Source organism: Paenibacillus sp. YN15 (assembly GCF_003285005.1).
In the GTDB taxonomy this organism is placed as follows: domain Bacteria; phylum Bacillota; class Bacilli; order Paenibacillales; family NBRC-103111; genus Paenibacillus_AR.
In genome coordinates this window covers 64,003-84,522 of sequence record NZ_QMFA01000008.1, presented here as the reverse complement: position 1 = coordinate 84,522, position 20,520 = coordinate 64,003, and the positions used below count along the sequence as shown (strand labels likewise).

General features: G+C 47.5%; 22 protein-coding genes and 1 pseudogene. 20 read left to right on the top strand and 3 right to left on the bottom strand.

What is annotated here, in order from left to right; translation table 11 throughout:
* Window positions 1-628 precede the first annotated feature (628 nt).
* Complete coding sequence (gene hfq, locus DQG13_RS09280) at window positions 629-883, top strand: RNA chaperone Hfq (protein ID WP_220094347.1); 255 nt, start codon at window positions 629-631, stop codon at window positions 881-883.
* Window positions 883-1,488 carry a pentapeptide repeat-containing protein gene (locus tag DQG13_RS09275; protein ID WP_113019466.1) on the top strand — a complete coding sequence of 202 codons (606 nt, stop codon included), beginning with the start codon at window positions 883-885 and terminating at the stop codon, window positions 1,486-1,488. Before hfq ends, DQG13_RS09275 begins: the two co-directional genes overlap by 1 nt.
* 399 nt (window positions 1,489-1,887) lie before the next feature.
* Here DQG13_RS09275 and DQG13_RS31845 read toward each other — a convergent pair whose 3' ends face one another.
* Window positions 1,888-2,175 carry a DUF1064 domain-containing protein gene (locus DQG13_RS31845; RefSeq protein ID WP_397333955.1) on the bottom strand — a complete coding sequence of 96 codons (288 nt, stop codon included), beginning with the start codon at window positions 2,173-2,175 and terminating at the stop codon, window positions 1,888-1,890.
* A 195-nt stretch (window positions 2,176-2,370) separates the two neighbouring features.
* Window positions 2,371-2,703 (bottom strand): hypothetical protein, encoded by a 333-nt coding sequence (locus DQG13_RS30535; RefSeq protein ID WP_146767126.1) that lies wholly within the window; start codon window positions 2,701-2,703, stop codon window positions 2,371-2,373.
* A gap of 835 nt (window positions 2,704-3,538) precedes the next feature.
* On the opposite strand from DQG13_RS30535, the gene DQG13_RS09265 reads away from it, so the two are divergent.
* From DQG13_RS09265 to DQG13_RS09190, 16 genes and pseudogenes are all read left to right on the top strand, one after another.
* Window positions 3,539-4,333 (top strand): sensor domain-containing protein, encoded by a 795-nt coding sequence (locus tag DQG13_RS09265; RefSeq protein WP_113019464.1) that lies wholly within the window; start codon window positions 3,539-3,541, stop codon window positions 4,331-4,333.
* A 213-nt stretch (window positions 4,334-4,546) separates the two neighbouring features.
* Entirely contained in the window at window positions 4,547-5,488 is a 942-nt protein-coding gene (locus DQG13_RS09260; RefSeq protein ID WP_113019463.1) for a tRNA dihydrouridine synthase, read from the top strand.
* Window positions 5,489-5,607: 119 nt separating this feature from the next.
* Window positions 5,608-6,164 (top strand): annotated as a pseudogene (locus DQG13_RS31840) (phosphorothioated DNA-binding restriction endonuclease family protein).
* Between the two features lie 165 nt (window positions 6,165-6,329).
* Window positions 6,330-6,815 carry a hypothetical protein gene (locus tag DQG13_RS09250; RefSeq protein WP_113019462.1) on the top strand — a complete coding sequence of 162 codons (486 nt, stop codon included), beginning with the start codon at window positions 6,330-6,332 and terminating at the stop codon, window positions 6,813-6,815.
* Window positions 6,816-6,919: 104 nt separating this feature from the next.
* Window positions 6,920-7,720, top strand: a complete 801-nt coding sequence (locus DQG13_RS09245; protein ID WP_220094346.1) for an RQC domain-containing protein — start codon at window positions 6,920-6,922, stop codon at window positions 7,718-7,720.
* 80 nt (window positions 7,721-7,800) lie between these two features.
* A complete protein-coding gene (locus DQG13_RS09240) occupies window positions 7,801-9,168 on the top strand; it encodes a YecA family protein (protein WP_113019461.1) in 1,368 nt (455 codons plus the stop codon).
* A 42-nt stretch (window positions 9,169-9,210) separates the two neighbouring features.
* The gene (locus DQG13_RS09235; RefSeq protein ID WP_113019460.1) at window positions 9,211-9,963 is read left to right on the top strand and encodes an alpha/beta hydrolase; all 753 of its coding nucleotides are present in this window, start codon (window positions 9,211-9,213) and stop codon (window positions 9,961-9,963) included.
* Between the two features lie 224 nt (window positions 9,964-10,187).
* Window positions 10,188-11,492, top strand: coding sequence for a BaiN/RdsA family NAD(P)/FAD-dependent oxidoreductase (locus DQG13_RS09230; protein WP_113019459.1), 1,305 nt, complete (start codon window positions 10,188-10,190; stop codon window positions 11,490-11,492).
* A complete protein-coding gene (locus DQG13_RS09225; RefSeq protein ID WP_113019458.1) occupies window positions 11,489-12,802 on the top strand; it encodes a BaiN/RdsA family NAD(P)/FAD-dependent oxidoreductase in 1,314 nt (437 codons plus the stop codon). Before DQG13_RS09230 ends, DQG13_RS09225 begins: the two co-directional genes overlap by 4 nt.
* Before the next feature lie 424 nt (window positions 12,803-13,226).
* Window positions 13,227-15,365 carry a pectate lyase family protein gene (locus tag DQG13_RS09220; protein ID WP_113019557.1) on the top strand — a complete coding sequence of 713 codons (2,139 nt, stop codon included), beginning with the start codon at window positions 13,227-13,229 and terminating at the stop codon, window positions 15,363-15,365.
* 186 nt (window positions 15,366-15,551) lie between these two features.
* Window positions 15,552-16,694 carry a Fic family protein gene (locus tag DQG13_RS09215; protein WP_113019457.1) on the top strand — a complete coding sequence of 381 codons (1,143 nt, stop codon included), beginning with the start codon at window positions 15,552-15,554 and terminating at the stop codon, window positions 16,692-16,694.
* An 84-nt stretch (window positions 16,695-16,778) separates the two neighbouring features.
* Window positions 16,779-17,048, top strand: a complete 270-nt coding sequence (locus DQG13_RS09210; RefSeq protein ID WP_258525571.1) for an AbrB/MazE/SpoVT family DNA-binding domain-containing protein — start codon at window positions 16,779-16,781, stop codon at window positions 17,046-17,048.
* A gap of 84 nt (window positions 17,049-17,132) precedes the next feature.
* Complete coding sequence (locus DQG13_RS09205) at window positions 17,133-17,447, top strand: type II toxin-antitoxin system death-on-curing family toxin (protein WP_258525570.1); 315 nt, start codon at window positions 17,133-17,135, stop codon at window positions 17,445-17,447.
* A gap of 39 nt (window positions 17,448-17,486) precedes the next feature.
* Window positions 17,487-17,810 carry a hypothetical protein gene (locus DQG13_RS09200; protein WP_113019455.1) on the top strand — a complete coding sequence of 108 codons (324 nt, stop codon included), beginning with the start codon at window positions 17,487-17,489 and terminating at the stop codon, window positions 17,808-17,810.
* A gap of 93 nt (window positions 17,811-17,903) precedes the next feature.
* On the top strand, window positions 17,904-18,227 hold the full coding sequence (locus DQG13_RS09195) for a nucleoside triphosphate pyrophosphohydrolase (RefSeq protein ID WP_113019454.1): 324 nt from the start codon (window positions 17,904-17,906) through the stop codon (window positions 18,225-18,227).
* A 122-nt stretch (window positions 18,228-18,349) separates the two neighbouring features.
* Entirely contained in the window at window positions 18,350-18,736 is a 387-nt protein-coding gene (locus tag DQG13_RS09190; RefSeq protein ID WP_258525569.1) for a DEAD/DEAH box helicase, read from the top strand.
* A 446-nt stretch (window positions 18,737-19,182) separates the two neighbouring features.
* On the opposite strand, the gene DQG13_RS09180 is transcribed toward DQG13_RS09190, so the two are convergent.
* Entirely contained in the window at window positions 19,183-19,443 is a 261-nt protein-coding gene (locus tag DQG13_RS09180) for a hypothetical protein (protein ID WP_113019451.1), read from the bottom strand.
* Between the two features lie 105 nt (window positions 19,444-19,548).
* On the opposite strand from DQG13_RS09180, the gene DQG13_RS09175 reads away from it, so the two are divergent.
* Entirely contained in the window at window positions 19,549-19,770 is a 222-nt protein-coding gene (locus DQG13_RS09175; protein WP_113019450.1) for a helix-turn-helix domain-containing protein, read from the top strand.
* Window positions 19,771-20,170: 400 nt separating this feature from the next.
* Window positions 20,171-20,443 (top strand): AbrB/MazE/SpoVT family DNA-binding domain-containing protein, encoded by a 273-nt coding sequence (locus tag DQG13_RS09170; RefSeq protein WP_258525568.1) that lies wholly within the window; start codon window positions 20,171-20,173, stop codon window positions 20,441-20,443.
* Window positions 20,444-20,520 lie beyond the last annotated feature (77 nt).

Here is a 20,520-nt window from a genome sequence, read left to right as displayed (position 1 = left end):
AACGATTCCGGGCGTCGATATCACTTCGGCTTCGGCCATCTTAGCTGAGGTTGGAGCAGACATGTTCAGACCATCATCTTGCATCTTGGGCGGGGGACTATCTCTGGCACCTGCGAAAGTGCAGAAATGAAAGTCCTCCCGCATCCTCCACGGAAATCTTTACTTGAAATCCGTCCCTCACTGAATGCGCATGGGCGGCATCCCAAACGAATAAGACATATTTAGCTTCTGGAAGCAGCAATCCCATTTTCTTTTTAGAAACATCCAATATGCCCTCATTCTCATTCGCTCGTCGTATGCAGACATTTTCGCAAAAAAAAATGCTTGACAACTCTGCCAGAAATGGACGGGACTTGACAGCCGTGTGCTAAGATTTAAGTTGATTGATGTCAATAATGTACGAAGACAAACTTTAAGGTGTAGAAAAGAGATTACTTACTTAAAGAGTTCCTTGATACGCTAGAAGCAGATGCCTGCGCAATCGGATTTCAAGCATATAACAGGCTGTATATGTAGTAGTCTGTGGGCAACAGCTACAATTTTTCATCAGAAAACTTACTACGAAAACTTCAACTTGAAGGCTCAAATAATTACGCAGATCATTTCGCCCTTCTAAGGAGGATTAATTATGGAGCATACAGGCTCAGAAATGATACTTCTCCAAGAGCATCAGCTTAGCCGTTTACGGAAAGAGCGCTCGGTATGTACGATTATTACTATAAATGGGGCACGGATGAAGGGGGTGATTGATCATTTCGATAAATATGTCGTACTGATCAGTGAGTCATCAGGGCGGTCGAATATGATATTCAAACATGCGATCTCCACAATTGTAGAGGAAAAAACAAAAGCAACAAAAACAAGCAACCATGGAGGCAAGTGATGTTTCAACATAGTCATCAACAATACGAAGGAGTGGACTTCGGTGCACGTGATTTGAGATACAATGAGCTCATAAACTGCAAGTTTAGTCGTTGCTCATTTGCTCACGGCTCACTCGAAGAAATCACCTCCAGCCACTGCAGATTCTCAGATTGCGACTTTATGGGTTCGATGTTAAATGGATCCATCCATACTGATACCGCCTTTGAAAATTGCCGTTTTAATGGTGCAAACCTATTTTCCGCGAAATTTGTTGAATGCAAAATGACGGGCTCTGATTTCTCCGGAGCCAATCTTGATGGGATCACAATCGTTCAAGGCGACTGGTCATATACCAACTTACGCCATGCCAGGCTTGCCCGGCAGGATCTGCGGGGAGTGAAATTTTACGAAGCTGACCTATCTGGCGCCGATTTGAACAAAGCCGATCTACGGGATGCAGATCTGACCCTAGTCCTTCTGTCCAAAGCAAAGCTGCAAGGAGCAGATATTCGAGGAGCCACCTTAAGTGGTGTGGATTTTAAGACATTTGAAGTAGCAGGCCTCCGGATGGATAAGGAGCAGACGATTTTGTTCGCTATGGGATTTGGAGCTAGAGTGGGGTAACGACTATCAATGAATGGATTATAAAAGCAGTTACCCCTTTGGTGTCATCTCCATCCGATGGTAGCCTATGTCCAGCGATAGGAAATTGTATTATTATGCAATTTCCCACGCACAACTACCCCCTCCAGCATTATGCCAACAGGGGCTCTCCATTATAAAAGTTGGCCCTTCCCAAAGCTGCTCGTAATCCCTCTACCAAATGATCCTGTCCAAACCATCTCCAAAGTTTTCCGCTCACCAATCGATTATCTTGAGTTCGTGCCAGCATACTGGTCGACCACATTTTTCTTGAAAAATCAGGAAGCAAGATCCTAAAGTCAAAGAAATATCGAACCGACTGCATCAGCAATGAGTTCCAAATAAATATTGATATCTTCCCTAAATAATGGCTAGAGACAGCTATGAAAAAATTATAGCCATCTCATTAGACTGACGGCGAAGTGGATAATCGCGTTGCATTTTTTTTATAACGCGTCCTTTAATCTCGACAACCTCCACAGAGCCATCTTTCATCTCTATATAGAAGTCTGGTGTAAACACACGTTTTTGGTATCTCTTCCCGCAATGTTCTACAGCCTCTACGATTTCAAAGGTTTTATGCAGCTCCAGCTTATGAAGAAAACCTGCGATAATCAAAGGAACTATTCGCTTATAGTAAAAACGTTCTTCTGCTTGACTTTCAAATATAGGAAGTTGTTTAAATAACGGTTCCTGTGGTTTGACTGGTTTTTGATCTTGAGCTCGAATACATGAGGATTTGCAGTAAGGAGTTCCATAAGCTCTTCTTCAGACATATGCATTGGGCACCTCTTTTGTAATCCATATCCGATTAATAATCAAGAGCAAACAGATACTGTAGAGGTATCTGTTTGTTCAATAAAACTACTCATTCAAAAATGATTTTACACAAGATTTGAGATTAATTAGTGAACTAAGAATTAGGCCGCCAATTGCAAAAAACATTGCGACGAATAGTGCATCTTCCATGCCAGCGACTAATGCCAAAGTTTCGTTGTCTGGATCTGTAGGGTTGGATACATTCATAGGGATGCCGCGGCTAATATCATCCACAAGAACTATAGGCCCGGATTTGTCAAAGAGCGAACCTACTATATGCGAAAGAACACCAGAAAGAATACAGCCAGGAAGAAGATAAACGCTCACCGATAATTTAACAACCTGTGAGGCGGAGAACTCTATAACCTTTTTGATCATATCACACGCATGTCAAGTACCCTCTAACAAACCCAAAAAAGTCAATCCCCTTTTTTGCTCATAATTTAGGGTTTCTTCCCGTAGATGTACAAACTGTCTACTTCAAGTCCGTTACTGTTTTTTTATTCCAATATATGTAACTGTCACCTACCTGGGAGGGCCAGAGGATAGAGCCATTCGGAGCCGATACCCATCAAGATAATTAGGTAATAGAGACTGTACACAGCAAACGTCAGTTATTTATTAATACATACACCAGTCTGTTTTTTTATTAAAAAAAGTGCTATTCAAAGTGCTTTTTTAATTAACTCAACTTTCGCACCTGAAAAAATAGCTTAAACCCTTGAGTACGTAAGAATAACTCAGTAGATTTGCTCATATTGACAAAAGCACCCTACTTGTTTGGTATACTCCCCTTCTACACAGCCGCGGTTCGTTTACATACCGAGAGCCCGCTTCTGGAGCGGGATTGCAGTCCCCCATCCGACACGGAAGCCAAAGAACTGCTGAATGGATTCAAATATAGCCAATAACTTCACCTGCTCCAGCCTGTCCCTAGGGCGTGTATGCAAACCCGCTTGAGGGCATCTTTCACCGTCTTTTCGCCCCTTGTTTCGTTACTTTTACTAGACGTACCCTGGTACGCCTTCGCAAAAGTGCCTTGACTGGAACGAAAATTTGGGTATTACCTGCTCTTCTCTCGGAATTTGCACACACCCTAGCCTAAAGTCGAGGTTGGGATACCTCCTAAGACCGTTATGTCAGGAAAATATAGCGGATATAATGGATGTATCACATGGAGCGTGACTTATGAGGGCAAAAGGGGTGTTTGAGTATGAAGGCAACAGATGCGACTTCAATGGCGCGGGCGGGCAAGGTGAAATGGGCGCTTTTTAATCCAAAAACCTATGCAACGATTCTCTATTTATTGCTGTCTCTCCCGTTAGGGATTATTTATTTGACATTAGCGATAACGGGACTTGTCTTATCCATCTGTTTGACTCCGATATTTATCGGAATTCCGCTGTTTTTTGGAGTAGCCAAGCTGTTGAATGGGATTGTGCATTTTGAACAAAGCATGATTAGACAAATTTTAGGCTTACCTGCTCCTTCTGCTTCGCATACCTATCATCAACCGTCTGAAGCCGGAGAAAACTGGCTGAAGCGAATGGTGAAAGGTTTTGAGGGGGCACTCTTCATCCGAAATCTGTTGCTTGTATTGCTAAGGTTTGTAACAGGCATTGTATTCTTTGTGGTTATGGTAACGTTCCTTTCACTGGGACTCGGATTTATTGCTCTTCCCGCGGTGCATATCATTTTGATGAATGAACTTCAGCTTGATATTTTAGAGAATAGCTTGTTTAGTTATTTTCATATCAATTGGACGTATAATCAGCAATATCTGCTGTACGTGGGCGTTGGCCTTATCCTTTTCTGGATCGCGCTGCGCGTTGTGAATGGACTCATGCAAATTCAGCGCAGAATCATGTATGTGGATGAGCTATATCAGCAGCCGTCAGTAGCGCCAATGGAAGCACCAATACATGCACCCGCTCAGTCGCAATATTACGAATACCAAGAGGCTTATCCCACTCAAGGCATGATGCAGCCAGCCCACAGTGAGCTTTAGAAGCGCTCCTTGGGTCAGCGCTGCCGCGGTTCGGCTCATATGAAAAGCAAGTACCTCTGACCAGATTTGGACAGAGGTTTTTGCTATTTATGGAGCTGAAGAGGGAGCGGTGTGACGACAGGAAGTTGACGAGCTTGTTAAAAAAGTTTATGCTCCCTATATTATTAGCCTAACCAAGATGGGCACTACTTGAATGAAGGAGCTATTAGCTAAATGAAATTTTATTTTGCCCCTATGGAGGGGTTGACGGGGTACATTTATAGAAATGCCCATCATGCTTTTTTCAATAACGTGGATAAATACTTTTCGCCTTTTATTGTCCCACAGCAAAACGAAAGCTTTAAAACTCGGGACATTAATGATATCTTGCCTGAACACAACCAGGGGCTGGTTTTGATTCCGCAGCTGCTGACGAATAATGCCAAGGATTTTATTCATACGTCCAAAAAATTAAAGCGGATGGGATATAATGAAATTAATTTAAATCTGGGATGTCCATCGGGAACGGTTGTTTCCAAATATAAAGGGTCCGGATTTCTTGCGAAAAGAGAAGAGCTTGATCTGTTTTTGGAAGAAATTTTTGCTCATGTGGAAACCAAAATCTCTATAAAAACCAGGCTGGGAAAAGACCAACCGGAGGAGTTTTATGCGTTAATTGAAATATTCAACAAATATCCTATGGAGGAGCTGATCATTCATCCCCGGATTCAAAAGGATTTTTATAAAAATACGCCGAATCTGAATATTTTCAGGGATGCCTTGAAGGTAAGCAAAAATCCTGTTTGCTACAATGGTGACCTTTTTACAATCAGAGAGTACAAGGAGTTTTCGGCTGATTTCCCGACGGTAGATACATTGATGCTCGGCAGAGGATTATTAGCCAATCCCGGGTTAATCAGCGAGATTTCCAATAACGTTAAAATCGATAAAAAAATGCTCAAAGACTTTCATGATAAAGTGTATGAAGGGTATCAAGGCGTACTTTTTGGAGATAAGAATGTATTGTATAAAATGAAAGAACTGTGGTTTTACATGATCCAAGTGTTTTCTGACCCTGCCAAATATATGAAGAAAATCAGGAAATCCGAACGGTTATATGATTATGATGAAGCCGTTTCAAGTGTATTCAGAGAACTGGAGCTTGTAGAGACTTAAATCAGGATTAGGATACAGAAGGACCGCTGACTGAGATGACTCCGTTCAGCGGTTTTTTCTTATGGAATATAGTATGATGGAAATAACCTTCAATTTTTGGGAAGAGGCAGGCAGGAGCTATGGATGCGTTCGAGTTAAAAGAAAAGCTATCTAAGCTTTCCATATGGAAAAAGAACGGGCAGCGGGCTCCGCATAAGCCCTTGTTGATTCTTCTGGGGTTTGCCCAGTTGCAGCAAAACCATACGACATTGCCGTATGAGCTGGTCCGGGAGAAATTAAGAAAGCTGCTGATGGAGTTTGGTCCGCCTAGACGGTCCTATCATCCGGAGGAGCCTTTTGTCCGGCTGACGACTGACGGGATTTGGAGATTAAGCGATTCGGTGGATAAAAGACAGTTTTCAGACAAGCAGCTTTTGGAACGGCATATAGAGGGGGGCTTTAATGTCAGACTTGGACATCAATTGGTAGGCGTTGACGCGGTGCACATACAATGGCATCAAGCCGGCGGCCCTGATACGGAGGAGAATGGAATTGCCCTCTGCTCCTTGCATCACAAATGTTTGACCCTGGTAAAAAGATACGTTCGCCCATTCATCCTGCCTATGCACCGAAAGGGAGGTTTATCAATTGGCATATGAGGGAGGTATTTAGAGGGCCGGCCAGATACCGCATGTGAGGATGGTGTGATATAGTTTAGAAGCAAGCAACCGCCGTCCTGTGGATGGAGGTTGTTTTAGTTTTGAAGGGATCAAGACAAAACAAAAAAGTCTTGGAGATTATCTTGACTTATCTTGGGTTCTGGTTTATTGTATGTACATAATCTGGAATGGAGGGATGGAGGATGGATAAGGGTTACCAAGATATCTTCAATCAGCTTTTGAAAACAGACCCTGAGGTACTTAGAAGCCGGTTGAGGGAGCTGGAGATTGAGCGAAAAATATTACTGACTGTTTTAGAAAAAGACGCTGCCTCTCTCAAATCTCCAAATCCATCTGCACATGAATTTCCTATTGAGACTCATGAAGATGCATTAGGCGGGGATGAAATAGTGGGGGAAGCCATTCTGACTGATGCGGACTTATCCTACAATAATCTGCGTTTTAAGATTAAATCCAATATCGCTAAGGGTTTGCCGCAAAATGGAACAGTTAAGGTTGTTTATCAAGATATATCCGTTGAAGGGACGATCCCGCCCTCAGTAAGAGGACGGATTAATGGAGTCCACTTATACAAGAAATTTCCCGATTTGTTCAAGGTCGGATCTAAATTGAATGTAAAATACTCAAAATCTGATCGCATATTAACTGTTTTAAGTGTCGAAAACTAAGATGATGGGCAAATGGAATATAGTGAATACCCGTACTTTATTCTCGTGATAAAATGAGGATAACGTCATTCAAAGATTGTTATGGATAAGGAGGTCAGGGCCACTTGAATACTCGGGGGAAAAGTCCTAAACAGCCGGCGCGAAGAGGGGCGTCCCAAAAGCGGACGAATATACCGCTGCCTGATCCGGAGCTGCATGCCATTCTGCGGGCGGCTGATGATATCATTGCCGAAGGGGGGCGTACGCAGCTGGCCAAGATCCTGAAGGGCTCCAAGGAGAAAAAATTGCTTGAGCTTGGTTTGGATCGCAATCCCTCCTATGGCTTTTACCGTGATCTTACGCTGGAGCAGATCATGGAGAAAGTGGACAATCTGATTCATACCGATTTTATCGAGACTGAGCTGTCCGGCAGGCTGCCCATGATCGTGTTCACTCCCCGCGGCTGGGCAGTGGAGCGGGAGCGGCGGGCGGAGGAGTTTCTGCGGGAATGGGATCATTGGCTTGAGAACGGGATTACGCCGCTCAGCATGGAATATTTGAAGGAACGAAACCGGGGGATGATTCTCCTGTTTCTGTACAAGATTCTGCGTTCCGGAGACAAGAAATATATTCCGTACTTGAAGCAATGGGAGAAAATCGACTTCAAGAAGGTGCAGGCGGAGATCCGGCGGGTGATCGGCGATCTGAACCGGCGGGACCAACTGAAGGAGACGGAGTGGCAGCAGCTGCTGCTGGAACGCTCAAAATCGCTGATCGTACATTCGCAGCAGCCGATTCTTCTGGCGTGTCAGGAGTGCGGAGGGCCGTTTATTTTTGATGAATTCGATTTGAATTGTTATCAGCCGGAGGGACTTCGTTTTCAAGAGATTTGCCCTCGTTGCAAGTATCGTGATGAGGAGCCTTAATCTGGCCCAGTTTAGCTTCATCTCCCATCACTTTGTGAGAAAGTCCGGGGGATTTGCAATGGGAAGAAGGAGCAGCGAACATGATTGGGAGAAATGATCCTTGCCCGTGTGGAAGCGGGAAGAAGTATAAGCAATGCTGCTTGATGAAGCAGTCTGAAGATCAGGCGGAGCAGATAAAGGTGCAGCGTTTTTTTGAACGGAAATGGAAGCTGACCAATGACCTGCATTCCTTTCTGGATGAGAAGCATGGTGGGGGATGGATGCTGGATCATCAAAAAATGGAACCCTTTGACCCATCTATAGATCATTTTAGAGAAGGACTTGGTAGCGTATGGGCCTTTTTCTTCCGTAAGTATGAGAATGGCAAACGCGGAATCGACTGGTTTCTGGAGGAGGGGGGCAGGCGGTATTCGGCAGAAGACCGGGAAATGCTTGAACGATGGAGTGCTATGAAGGTATCGTGCTACCAGATAGTTGGCCCGTATGAGCAAGGTGTGGTCATTGAAGATGTTTGGTCAGGTGAACGGTACCGGATGCCTTATTGCGAGACGATGGTGAAGCTTCCCCCGTGGTCGGTGGCTGTTGGTATGATCGAGCCCTATTTCGAAAATTGGTGTATCCATGGAGCCTTTATGTGGTGCGGTCCGGATACTAAACCGGCGGTCATGGCATTGGTGCAGCAGCTGCAAAAAGAAGCATTGCAGGCTTTGGGCCGGGAGCTGCCTCCTGCCGATATCATAGCGGATCACTATCCGGACATCATTAATATGTGCCACAGGAATAACCGGAATGAAAAACGGGTCAGCTCTCCCAAAGATACACAGGAGCAAGTATTTCTAACACGTGTGTATACTTGCAGCAATACCGAGCTGTTAGCGGAGACGCTTTTGCAAATAGAAGATGAGTATCTTCTGGCACCTGGAACGGACCCTGCAGAAGGGAGAATCGTGATTAGCCGGGCAGAAAGGTTGGACCACATACTTGACGCCTTACCGGCGGATCGCAGGGCACAGCTTGGATTGGATGATATCCTGATATTTAATAGTTTGGGTAATATTGAAATGGATACAAAGGGCGTAACCGTGTCCGGCTGGTGGAGCAATGAGCTGGAAGCTACGCTGGAGCTGCTGGAGTCGAGGATGGCGTCAGCCGTGGGGTTGAGTCGGGTCAATGAGCACCAAGAGACTCACCGGTTTCCTAAAGGGGTGATTCTGAAGGAAACTACTATCCTTACGGAAAAGGATCTCTCCGAGCAGGAGATAGTTGCATACAGCAGTTTGCCCCAGTTTTTGCAGTGGTTTCAACTTGAACAGGAGGAAAATCCGGGTGAGACCGCCGAAACACTTGTAAGGAGAAAGGAGTATGAGCAATACCGGATCAATCCCAACACGTCATTGAAGCTTCTTCGTGTGGCGCTTGGGCTGCCTGAAAGTCCTTTCGTAGGATAAGGAAAGGGAATTGCGTGATTTGGTCGGGGGGGAGATGAGAACATGCGGGGGAGCCTGGTTACAAAATGGTTTGAGGACAGGAACCTTTACATTTATACACCGCCTTCTTATGCTGAGGACGAATCGGTCTATTACCCCGCTGTATATGTCCAGGATGGGAGCTATTTGTTTGCCGATTCGATGGAGGAGCTGGAGGCGGATTTTGCCCGGGGTGTGACGCAAGAGGTGGTTTTTGTGGGGATTGAGCCTGTGGAGCGCACTCGTGAATATACTCCATGGAAGGCAACGCCCCTCCAGCCTAACGAAAATCTCGCCGGTGAGGGAGACGCTTATCTGACCTTCGTGACGGAGAACGTGATGCCCTATGTCAAGGAGCAGTACCGGATCTTGGAGGATGCCTCCCGGGCAGGGATCGCCGGGGGTTCTTTTGGAGCGCTCATTTCTCTGTATGCCGCGTACCGGAAGCCGGCACATTTCGGCCGGTTTGCCTTAATGTCCGCTTCTCTTTGGTACGAGCAGATGATGGAGTTTGTGGAGAGCAGTTCCTTTGCCCAGGAGGAAATACGCCTCTATATGTATGTTGGCGAGCAGGAGGGGGTCAAGATGGCCAACCTGCTGAAGCATATGGTTCCGAATACAAAGAAGGCCTACGCGCTTCTAAAAGATAAGGTCCCGGGCGGGGCGGGCAGCATTATGTTGGAAACAGATCCGGATGGGGTTCATAGCCATCATTATTTTAACCGGTACTTCCCTCATGCTATGAAATTTTTATATCCGGGTGCGAAGTTTGAGTAAAAGAAAATGAGTTTGTGCTTCAAGCAGCCAGTAGGTAAAGCGGCAGAGGAAACAGATGAAAGAAGGGAATCCTGGTTGGGTTTCCTTTTTTTATTTATTGAACCTCTCTTGGCTGGGAATAAATAGGGAGGATGGGGAGGCGCCCACTGGCGCGTGAGCTTTATCACTTGTGCTATAATGGTTCCCATAGAACCAAATCATCAGACAAAGGCGGATCAACTTCCATGCATCACACGTTGTTGATTATCGGCGCTGGGGCTGCCGGGCTGATGGCGGCTGTGACAGCGAAGGAGCTGGGCATTGACACCGCTATTCTGGAGGGCAATGACCGGGTCGGCAAAAAAATATTGGTGACCGGCGACGGCCGCTGCAACATTACCAATACCTCCACAGCTGCAAGCGAGGATGGAACGGCTGCGTTATCCGGCAGGTTTCACGGGAAAATGCCGGGGTTTCCTCTTCAGGTGCTGGAGCAGTTTGGCGTCCGGCAAACCATAGATTTCTTTTATTCCCTGGGGCTTCCTCTTACCGAACTGAAGGAAGGCATGATGTATCCCCGCTCCCTGCAGGCTGCATCGGTGACGGAGCTTTTTCAGCTGGCGCTGGAGGAGCGGGAGGTTCCCGTCTATTTCCAACATAAAGTAGTGGATGTCACCGTCGGAGGGGGGCATCCACGCTTCACCGTTGTATGCCGTACAGAAACGGAGGAGCAGGCGGTATATACCAGCGATTATCTGCTGCTCTCTACCGGCGGCCTGACAGCACCCCATACGGGAGCGGATGGCTCCGGGTATACCCTGGCCGAAGGGTTAGGGCATACCCTGATTCAACCTGTGCCCTCTATTGTGCAGCTTAAGGTGCAGTATCCGCACTTGAAGGCTTTGTCCGGCATCAAATTGCAGGGGCGAGCCCATATCCTGGTCAACGGGGAAATTGTCCGCAGCGAGTCCGGCGAAATCCAGTTTACGGACTATGGCCTGGCCGGTCCGCCCATCCTTCAGCTAAGCCGGGAGGCTTCGGTTCATCTTGCCAAGGGGGATTCTGTCAGCGTAGCCGTAGATTTGATGCCGGGGCGTACGGAGGAGGAGGTTGTCGATTTCCTGGACATGCATTGGGGCATCTTCGGGCACCGGACGGTTGCCGATTCCTTCATTGGCATTCTGCACAAGAAGCTCACTCCGGTTCTGCTGAAGGAAGCCGGGATCGACAAGCAGCCGTATCTGCTTTGCCAGGATCTGTCGTGGCGGGCCAAGGCGGTGTTTTACCGGATATTGAAGCATTGGGAATTCAAAGTGACGGACACCAATGGCTTTGCCCATGCCCAAACCACGGCCGGAGGCGTCAATACGGCGGAGATCATGGAAGGAACCCTGGAATCCAGGCTGGTTCCCGGGTTTTATTTTGCCGGCGAGATAGTGGATGTGGATGGGGATTTCGGCGGATACAATCTGCAATGGGCCTGGAGCTCCGGCTATGTGGCGGCCAAGGCGCTTGCCGAATCTATGAAGCAAAAGGATGTTTCGGGATGAAGGTGTACCAGAATTCGACTCATCATCAGGTGTTTGTGATTGGAGCAGGGGCCGCGGGTTTGATGGCCGCCGTTACGGCCCGGGATCTGGGGCTGGACGTGGCGATGATTGAAAGCAATGACCGCATCGGCAAAAAGGTGCTCACCACAGGCAACGGGCGCTGCAATATCACCAATGAATCCACCGCAACGGGGACAAATGAAGCCGCCGCGCTGGCGCGCAAATATCATAGCAACAACACCGGGTTTCCGCTGCCTGTTCTGGAGCAATTCGGCATCCGCCAGACCATCGATTTCTTCTTCACTCTGGGGCTGCCGCTGATCAGCCTGGAGGATGGGCGGATGTATCCCATGTCGTTGCAGGCGGGGGCGGTGCTGGATATTTTTCAGCTGGCGCTGGAGGACCGGAATGTTCCGGTATACTTTAAGAACAAGGTGCTGGATGTGGCCGTCCAAGAGGAGTACCCGCGCTTCTCCATCATATGCCGGAACGAAGCTGGGGAGGAAGCTGTCTACACCAGCGACTATCTGATCCTCTGTACAGGTGGCCTGACCGCACCGAAGACGGGAACGGACGGCTCCGGTTATACCCTGGCCGGGCGTCTGGGGCATACTCTCGTCAATCCGGTTCCGGGGATTGTACAGTTGAAGCTGGACTATCCCTACTTGAAGGAGCTGTCCGGCGTCAAATTTGACGGAACAGGCCGGATTATCGTGAACGGGGAGGTGATCCGGAGCGAGTTCGGGGAAATTCTGTTTACGGACTATGGCATCTCCGGTCCGCCCATTCTCCAGCTGAGCCGGAAGGCTGCTTTTTATATGGCCAAAGGGGAAGAGGTTACGCTGTCGGTTGATCTGATGCCGGACCGGACAGAGGATGAGGTGGCGGAGTTTCTGAATGCCCACTGGGGAAGCTTCGGACACCGGACCGTGGCCAATTCCTTCATCGGCGTACTCAACAAAAAGCTAATCCCCATCCTCCTGAAGGAGGCGGGGATTGGGGATGACCCGGGCCTGCTTTGCCGGGACCTGTCGTGGGAGACGAAGCAGGCATTCTTCCGGCTCATGAAGCATTGGGCATTCAAAGTGACGGATACCAACAGCTTCACCAACGCCCAAACCACAGCCGGCGGCATCGATACAACAGAGCTGACGGAAGGCACGCTGGAGTCGAAGCTGGTGCCGGGGCTTTATCTGGCCGGAGAAGTGATGGATGTGGATGGAGATTGCGGCGGCTACAACCTTCAGTGGGCGTGGAGCTCCGGATATGTGGCGGCAACGTCCCTTGCGAAGCGTTTGTCCGGCGGATAATTCGCTTCCCATTGCCCGCGGCGTTAACTGCCATCCCATGCAAAAGAGCCCTCAACCCATTTTTGGGGTTGGGGGCTTTTCTTCGTCGGGGAAAGGCAGGGGTTATTTTATTCTTTCGACAGGAAAATGGAGAATCCTATCATAAACGCTAAAGGAGTGGAGAGGCACTTCTTTCGACCTAAATGATACATACCTGGTGTCATTATCTCTGGATGGTAATCATTAGGACAGAATGATAGAAAAAAACACCAATATGAGCTAATGATTATGTCGGAAATGTTTTCCAATATGATAATCTGGGCATGTCCTTGATTAAGGAGAGAATGGTGGTGGGAACAGAAGCTGCAGTGTTTTGTGGTTGCGCTTTCAATAGTAGGCAAGGGTAACACATTAAAGTCGGGAGGGATTGTTCGTGAATCGGAAGATGAAACATGCAATTAGCATCGCTGTATTATTTACTCTTGTTATTTCGTTATTATCCGGCGGATTGGCCAACACCACTACCCGTGCGGCCGGGGTCACCATCACCGGCAGCGGCGGCTGGAACGAAACGGCCTATGTCCAATGGTCGCCGGTCAGCGGCGCGCAGGGGTACAATGTCTATGTGAAGCCGGCCAGTGCGGCAGATTCCCAATACAAACAATTGGACAACGAGCTGATCCGCAAGTATCCCTCCTATTGGAGAGCCGATGCAGTAGGTCTGGCCGCCGGAAGCTATGTTATGAAGGTAGAAGCCATCTTATCCGGCGGTTCCACAGCCACTGCGGTATCCGGCGCATTGTCCGTGACAGCCCATGACCGGTCGGGATTTGCCTTTTCGCCCAATTCCCAATATGGGACAAGCTCCGGCGCTTACAACAATGATGGTACCCTGAGGAGCGGGGCCAAGGTGGTCTACATCACCTCCCAGACAGCCAAAACCGTGACGCTGGATGTTATTATCAACAGCAAGGGTGGTCTCCAAACCGCTGTGGGCCTTGGCGAGATTCTGAAGCTTCGGCAAAAGGGTTATGACACCACTCCGCTTGCTATCCGGTTTATTGGAAAAATCACGGCCTCCGACATGAGCGGCCAGCTTAACAGCAGCGGATACCTTGAGGTGAAGGGGAAAAGCAACTATTCCGAAATGAACCTGACCCTGGAGGGAATCGGCAACGACGCCTATGCCTACGGCTGGGGAATGCTCCTCCGTTATGCGGGCAATGTGGAAGTACGGAACATGGGGCTGATGCTGTTCCCGGACGACGGGATTTCCATGGATACCGGCAATGTGAATGTATGGGTCCATAATAATGACGTATTCTATGGAACGGCGGGCGGGGATGCCGATCAGGCCAAGGGTGACGGCTCCACCGACCTGAAGGGCGGCTCCACCTATATCACCATCTCCTACAACCACTATTGGGACTCGGGGAAATCCTCCCTGGTGGGCTTAAGCGAATCGTCTCCATTCTATGTTACCTTCCATCATAACTGGTTTGACCATTCCGACTCCCGTCACCCCCGGATCAGAGTGGCATCGGTTCATATCTACAACAACTTCTTTGATGGCGTCTCCAAATATGGGGTTGGGATGACCTCGGGCGGCTCCGCTTTTGTGGAATCCAACTATTTCAGACAAACCAAATACCCGATGCTGATTTCCCTGCAAGGCACAGATGCCCAGGGTGAAGGCACCTTCTCCGGTGAACCCGGAGGTATCATTAAGGCCTACAACAATACCATCGTGGGCGCAACAGGTCTGATCTACGCCAACTCCAATGCGGGCACAGCGCCGGCTAATGCAACCTCCTTCGATGCTTATCTGGCTTCCTCCAGAAATGAAACCGTCCCCAGTTCCTACAAAGCGGTATCTGGCGGAACATCGTATAACAATTTTGATACCACCGTTAACACAGGGGTCAGCGCATCTGCCGTGGATAACGTCAGCAATGTGGAGCAAATTGTAAGGGCAAAAGCAGGACGCCTTGGCAACGGTGACTTCACCTGGACATTTAATAATGCAGTGGATGATACTTCGTATGCGCTCAACACAGCGCTGATGGCCAAAATCACCAGCTACGCCACGCAGCTTGTATCGGTAGGGGGCAACTCTGGCACCACGAACCCGACCCCAACACCGACAGCAACGGCCACACCTACGCCGACTCCGACACCAACTGCTACGCCGACCGCAACACCGACGGCCACACCAACAGCCACACCAACAGCCACACCGACTCCGGTACCGGGTGCATACGTGCATAACTTTACCACATCCGGCACCACCAGCAGCTTCTTCAACATCCAGGGCAATCTGTCCACCACCAAGGGAACCGTCACATACAACGGCTTAACCCTGACCCAATGCCTGAAAATCGAAAGCTCCACCAGCATTAGCTTCACCACCACCAAAGCTTCAACCTTAACCTTGGTGCTTAATTCCCCGGACGGCACCAAAATCAAGGTGGACGGCACTAGCTATGCCATGACCAATGGCATCGTCACCGTCTCCCTGGCCGCCGGCTCTCACACCATTACCAAGGCTGACACCACCAACCTGTTTTATATGAAGGTGGAGTAAACAATAGTTATATAGTGAAGGAAGGCCCTCAGCCATTTGGTTGGGGGTTTTTGCTGTATGATGATATATAAAGCAGGGTTTAAGAGTAAATATCCATGTACATAATAGGTGTAATTGAATATACTTAATATATATGAAAAATAGCGTGGATACTGGATTTTTTAGTGTAAAAAGGTGGTGTAAGAATTGACGCATTTATTTGCCTATGAGCACTTTGATAACACAGGGGAACGTTTAGTCTATAGGCCCAGTTTTAATGTATATGATTACGAGGTCCAGCAGCTTATCTTGGAGGCAGAAAGAAATATAGGAGCGCTGGCTAGATTGGGTTTAAAGAGCCATCCTCTAAAGCCTACAATTTTGCGTAATGCTATGGTTAGAACGGCACATTTCACGACTAAGATTGAACAAAACAAACTAGAGTTTAAAGAAGTGGAACAACTCTATCAAAGCTACAAGAAAAATCCCCTAACCATCAAGCAAAAAGCACAACTGGAAGTTAAAAATGTGTTTGAAACGTACGAGTTTATTTATACTTTAGATCCAAGCAAAGACTTTTCTGACATGGATGAACCTGTGTTGAAAAAGATACAGCAAACATTAATGAACCATTTAACCGGATACCCTGAAGGCTACAGGAATATTCCCGTAGTCCTTCAAGATGGCGATGGTCACATCAGTTATCAGCCTCCGGGAGCTGATGAAGTTCCGCGGCTAATGCAGGCATACTTCTCCTGGCTATTTACTAGCGTGACCGGGTTCATGAACCCTTATGAAACGGAAAAAATTCACTATGATAAGAAAGTTCACCCGCTCATCATTGCCGCAGTTACCCATCACTTAATAGCGTATATTCACCCCTTTCCAGATGGTAATGGAAGAACGGCTCGGGCTTTCTCTACATTAGTTGGTTTAATCCACCCTGACCTTGCTACCATTAAGGATGCATTCAGCGTTGAGGAATACTTCGACAAAAGAATCGAGGATTACTATGACACCCTTATGGCTGCAACACAAGGCGACTTGAAGCCTTTCCTTATATTTTATCTGGAATGTGTGAATGCTTCTCTAACCAAGGTGCTCAAGGAACTTCAACGTTATGACAGGATTAAACATGTGCGCGAACTGTTAGGAAAAGGGCATGCCAAAACGATGTTCGAATTGATTAGCCGAATGGAAGATGGCGAGAACTTCCATAGAAATCTGTTTGACGATATTCTGGAGGCATCACCCTCAAGCATTGCCAAGAACATCTCCCGATTAAAAGAGCTCGGAGTCATAAAGTCAGGAGAGGGCCGCGGAGAATATATCGTTTCTATTGTTGATTAAGCTGCTTTCATTTTGTCCGCGGGTTAATCGCCGCGTGATGCTCAGCCATATGGTTTAAAGAAACCAATGAATGGTGTGGTCAAAGTGACGAAGGATAAACAATTCCGGGTTACCCGCAAAGTCGGGCGGATGGGTAATAGCTTGGGGGTCAGTCTGCCTAAGGCACTGGCTGAAAAACTGAATGTTTCACAAGGGGATGAAGTGGAATTTGTGGAACATGAGTATGGAGAAGTGGTATTAAAAAAAGTCCGTCAAGGACAACTGCCTGAGCATGTGCGGTCGGAGGTGCTTGCAGCGTTCTTTGACGTGTTTGAAGAGGACACGGGGATTTTTGAGGACCTAAGGGATAGATGACATGGTGATTTTTTTAACTAAAGAAGAGGTTGTATCCGCACATTATTCCATGATGAAACGAATGAACAACCTGAGCGGGCTGGAGTGAAGGACCACGGCCTGCTGGACTCCGCGGTAAATAGGCCACAGCAGAGTGTGTTCGGAGAAGATGTCTACCCGACTCTATTTGACAAGGCTGCGGCTTTGCTGGAATCTCTGTTGAAGAATCATTGCTTCCACAATGGCAACAAACGCACCGCCTATCTGGCGGTTAAGGCATTTTTGATGCTAAATGGCTACCATCTGCGAATGGATCGCGAATATGCAGTAGAGTTTATCGTCGATATTGCAAAAGGCGTATATTCAGTGGAGACGCTTGCTCACATTTTGAAGGAGCATGTAGAAGAAAGAAAGGTGTAGGTTAAGGACTTGACTTTAATTTAGAAAGGATGCCTTTTGTTGGAATTAGTTCCTTTAAAAATCCCCTCCGGCTGGCAGGTCGACTGGAACAAATTTTTTTATGGCGGCATCTTAGAGCATGATTTGAGTGAAAATCTATTGATCTTAATAAATCAAACTTATCATAGAATCATCGACTTGGGATGGTACCCGGCTTCGAAACCTTCAGGGGAATATTGCATTGTCGTAGCTGAATTTTCTGAGGGTGTGCATGGTTTGGGTTATTGGAGCGGGCCATTAGCCTATTTTAAATCAAAAGACATTCACTCCATTCAGGAGAAAATAAATGAGTTTATGGCTGAAATAAGCGTCGGAAGGTTATGACGCCGCAAGTGCGGCAGGATTGCGTGAATGGCAGAAAGGATCGCCTCGACGGTCAAAAAACAATCATCACAATGGCTGAAAAGGAGCTTGTCCATGCCTACTTATAATAAATTGGTTCGGGACCGCATTCCCGAAATTATTCGTGCAACCGGGAGACAGTGCCGGACTGCCATTTTAAACGAAGAAGATTACCGGAAGGAACTGCTGACGAAGCTGCGGGAAGAGTCCCGGGAATATTTTGCTGCGCAAAGTCCGGAGGAGTCGCTGGAGGAGCTTGCCGATCTGCTGGAGGTGATCCGGGCATTGGCTGCTGTGCATGGAGCGACATGGGAGCAGCTTGAGACGCTGTGTGAAAAGAAGACGGAAGCCCGCGGCGGCTTTCAGGATAGGCTGTTTCTGATTGATGTGGATGACTAATAATCCGTAACGCCCAAATTACAGGGTATAGTCTTTTGAGCTTGACCCGAGCGTCCTGCGTTGTAAATTGCCAATCAACGGTCGAACGCGCGTCATTCCGATTGACGGAGCGGACAAGCCATGTGGAATACTTCCAAAACCGACTTGAGAAGTTTGCGAAAAATGTGATTGTGATGCGCGGCGGCTTGGGCAAAAAACAGCGGGAGGCCCTGCGGCAACAAATTGCCAGCGTTCAAGATCATGAGGAACGAGTCTTGATTGCAACCGGCAAGTTGATTGGCGAAAGATTTGATGATCCACGGCTGGACACTCTCTTCTTGGTGCATCCCATCTCTTGGAAAGGCACTTTGCAGCAATATGCGGGTCGTCTCCACCGCTCCCACTCCAACAAAACCGAGGTCCAAATCTACGATTATGTGGATCTGCAAGTTCCCGTATTAATGAGCATGTTCAAAAAGCGGGTCAAGGGTTATAAAGCCATGGGTTATACGGGAGCTGGGTTGGTGTAGGCAACTATTTCACTAACATTCACTTGGGGGTAAAAGAGATGCGATGGGATGAGGTGCGTGAACAGTTTCCAAATGAATGGGTCGTCTGCGAGGCATTAAAGTCTTGTTCGGAGGAGGGATTCTGGCTTGTTGACGAAGTGACTGTCATAGATCGTTTTGACGATTCTACTGTTGCTATGAAGCGTTATTACGAATTACATCGTGCTGAGCCCCATCGGGAGTACGGTTTTTTCCATACATCCCGCGAAAAACTTCGATTGCGAGAAAAGTAGGATGGTCTGGTGATTGATGCGAAGGAACTGAACGTATTGGCTAATGATTGATTACGTCACCGCCTGTCGAACCATATGAATCTATAAATGGAAAATTATTAATTATTATAGACCGGAAAAGGCGCTAACTGATTTTTCAGTAAGGCGCCTTTGTTTTATCCGTATTACCTTCTCTTACATCTCCCTCAGCCTGCTAATCTCCCGACTCAAAATGTTCTTTTCAATCCGCAAATGCAGCAGTTCTGTCTGCAAATCCTTCATGATTACATGGATCGCGGAAAGGATGGCTTCGGCGGTTAAGATGTGAAGGGAGTCTGCTTTTTCTGCGATGTAATCCAATATATTATCCGTGCATTCCTCGCATACTTGGATTCCCTTGTAGAGATTGTCCTCTTTTTCAATCATTCCATTGTAATCCTTCATTAATTCGACCATCTTCATCACCTCATATACATATGATACGCATATGCGTACCGGATATAACTGGATTATATGGTACGTTTATGCGTAAAGTCAACAGCTAAGTGGGTGGTGTTTTCGATGCCGAAGAAGGTCGTTGTCAAAATCCCTGCCTTAACCAAGAAATTCAACATTTCGCTACGAGAGTTGTCTCGTCTTTCTGATGTCCGTCATGCTGCATTAAGTGAGTTGTCCAACGGCAAGCGGGAAAGCATTAGCTTCAGCCACATTGAAAGAATCGCCGATGTCCTCAATATTACAGATATCCGGGAGATCATTGATCTCGTCGAAACGGATGATTAGCTTGCTTTTCTCCGCCGCGCATCCCAAAGATTAACAAATGTCTCCCCAAAAAGGCCTGGATCGTTTATACTAAGATTCGACAGGAACTTATTGTTAGGGGTGACAGTCTATGGCGTACATGGTGCCTGAGACGATTCGCCGGACAGCTACGGTTGGGGAGCGGATAATAAGAGGGCTTCTGCCCCATCAAGTGAATTAAACGAGTTAAGCGAACCTCTTCTTGATGAACATGTCTGTGCCCTCTGTGGCAAACCGGTTAGTGCAAAAGTATTGAGCTATTGTAAAGCTAATTCCCAACGGTTTCAGGGAAAAATATATTGTTACGATCACCAGCGTATGGTCAAGCAATCATCATAATGTGATAGGATTGAAGCATAACCCTAAAAGGAGCAGGATGCTGATGACAACGACAGTGCCCCTCAGCCGATGGGGCAACAGTAGTGGCATTCGCATTCCAAACCAGTTTTTAAAACGGATGAATCTGGTGGAGGAGACCGAAATGGAAATTATTCTTGCACCTGAGAATCATATTTTACTTCGCCCTTTGCAAACACCGGATGAGTCAACAATGGAATTGCGGAACCATTTAAGAACACTGTTATCTCAAATCAAGACAGATTCCCCCCGTCATGAAGAAGTTGACTTAGGCGTTGAAGGAGACGAAATCATTTGAGTGTACCAGCGCGCGGCGACCTCGTTTGGCTGGTAAAGGTTGTTGGCCACGTGCCTGTTGAATCTGACTTTTTGAAG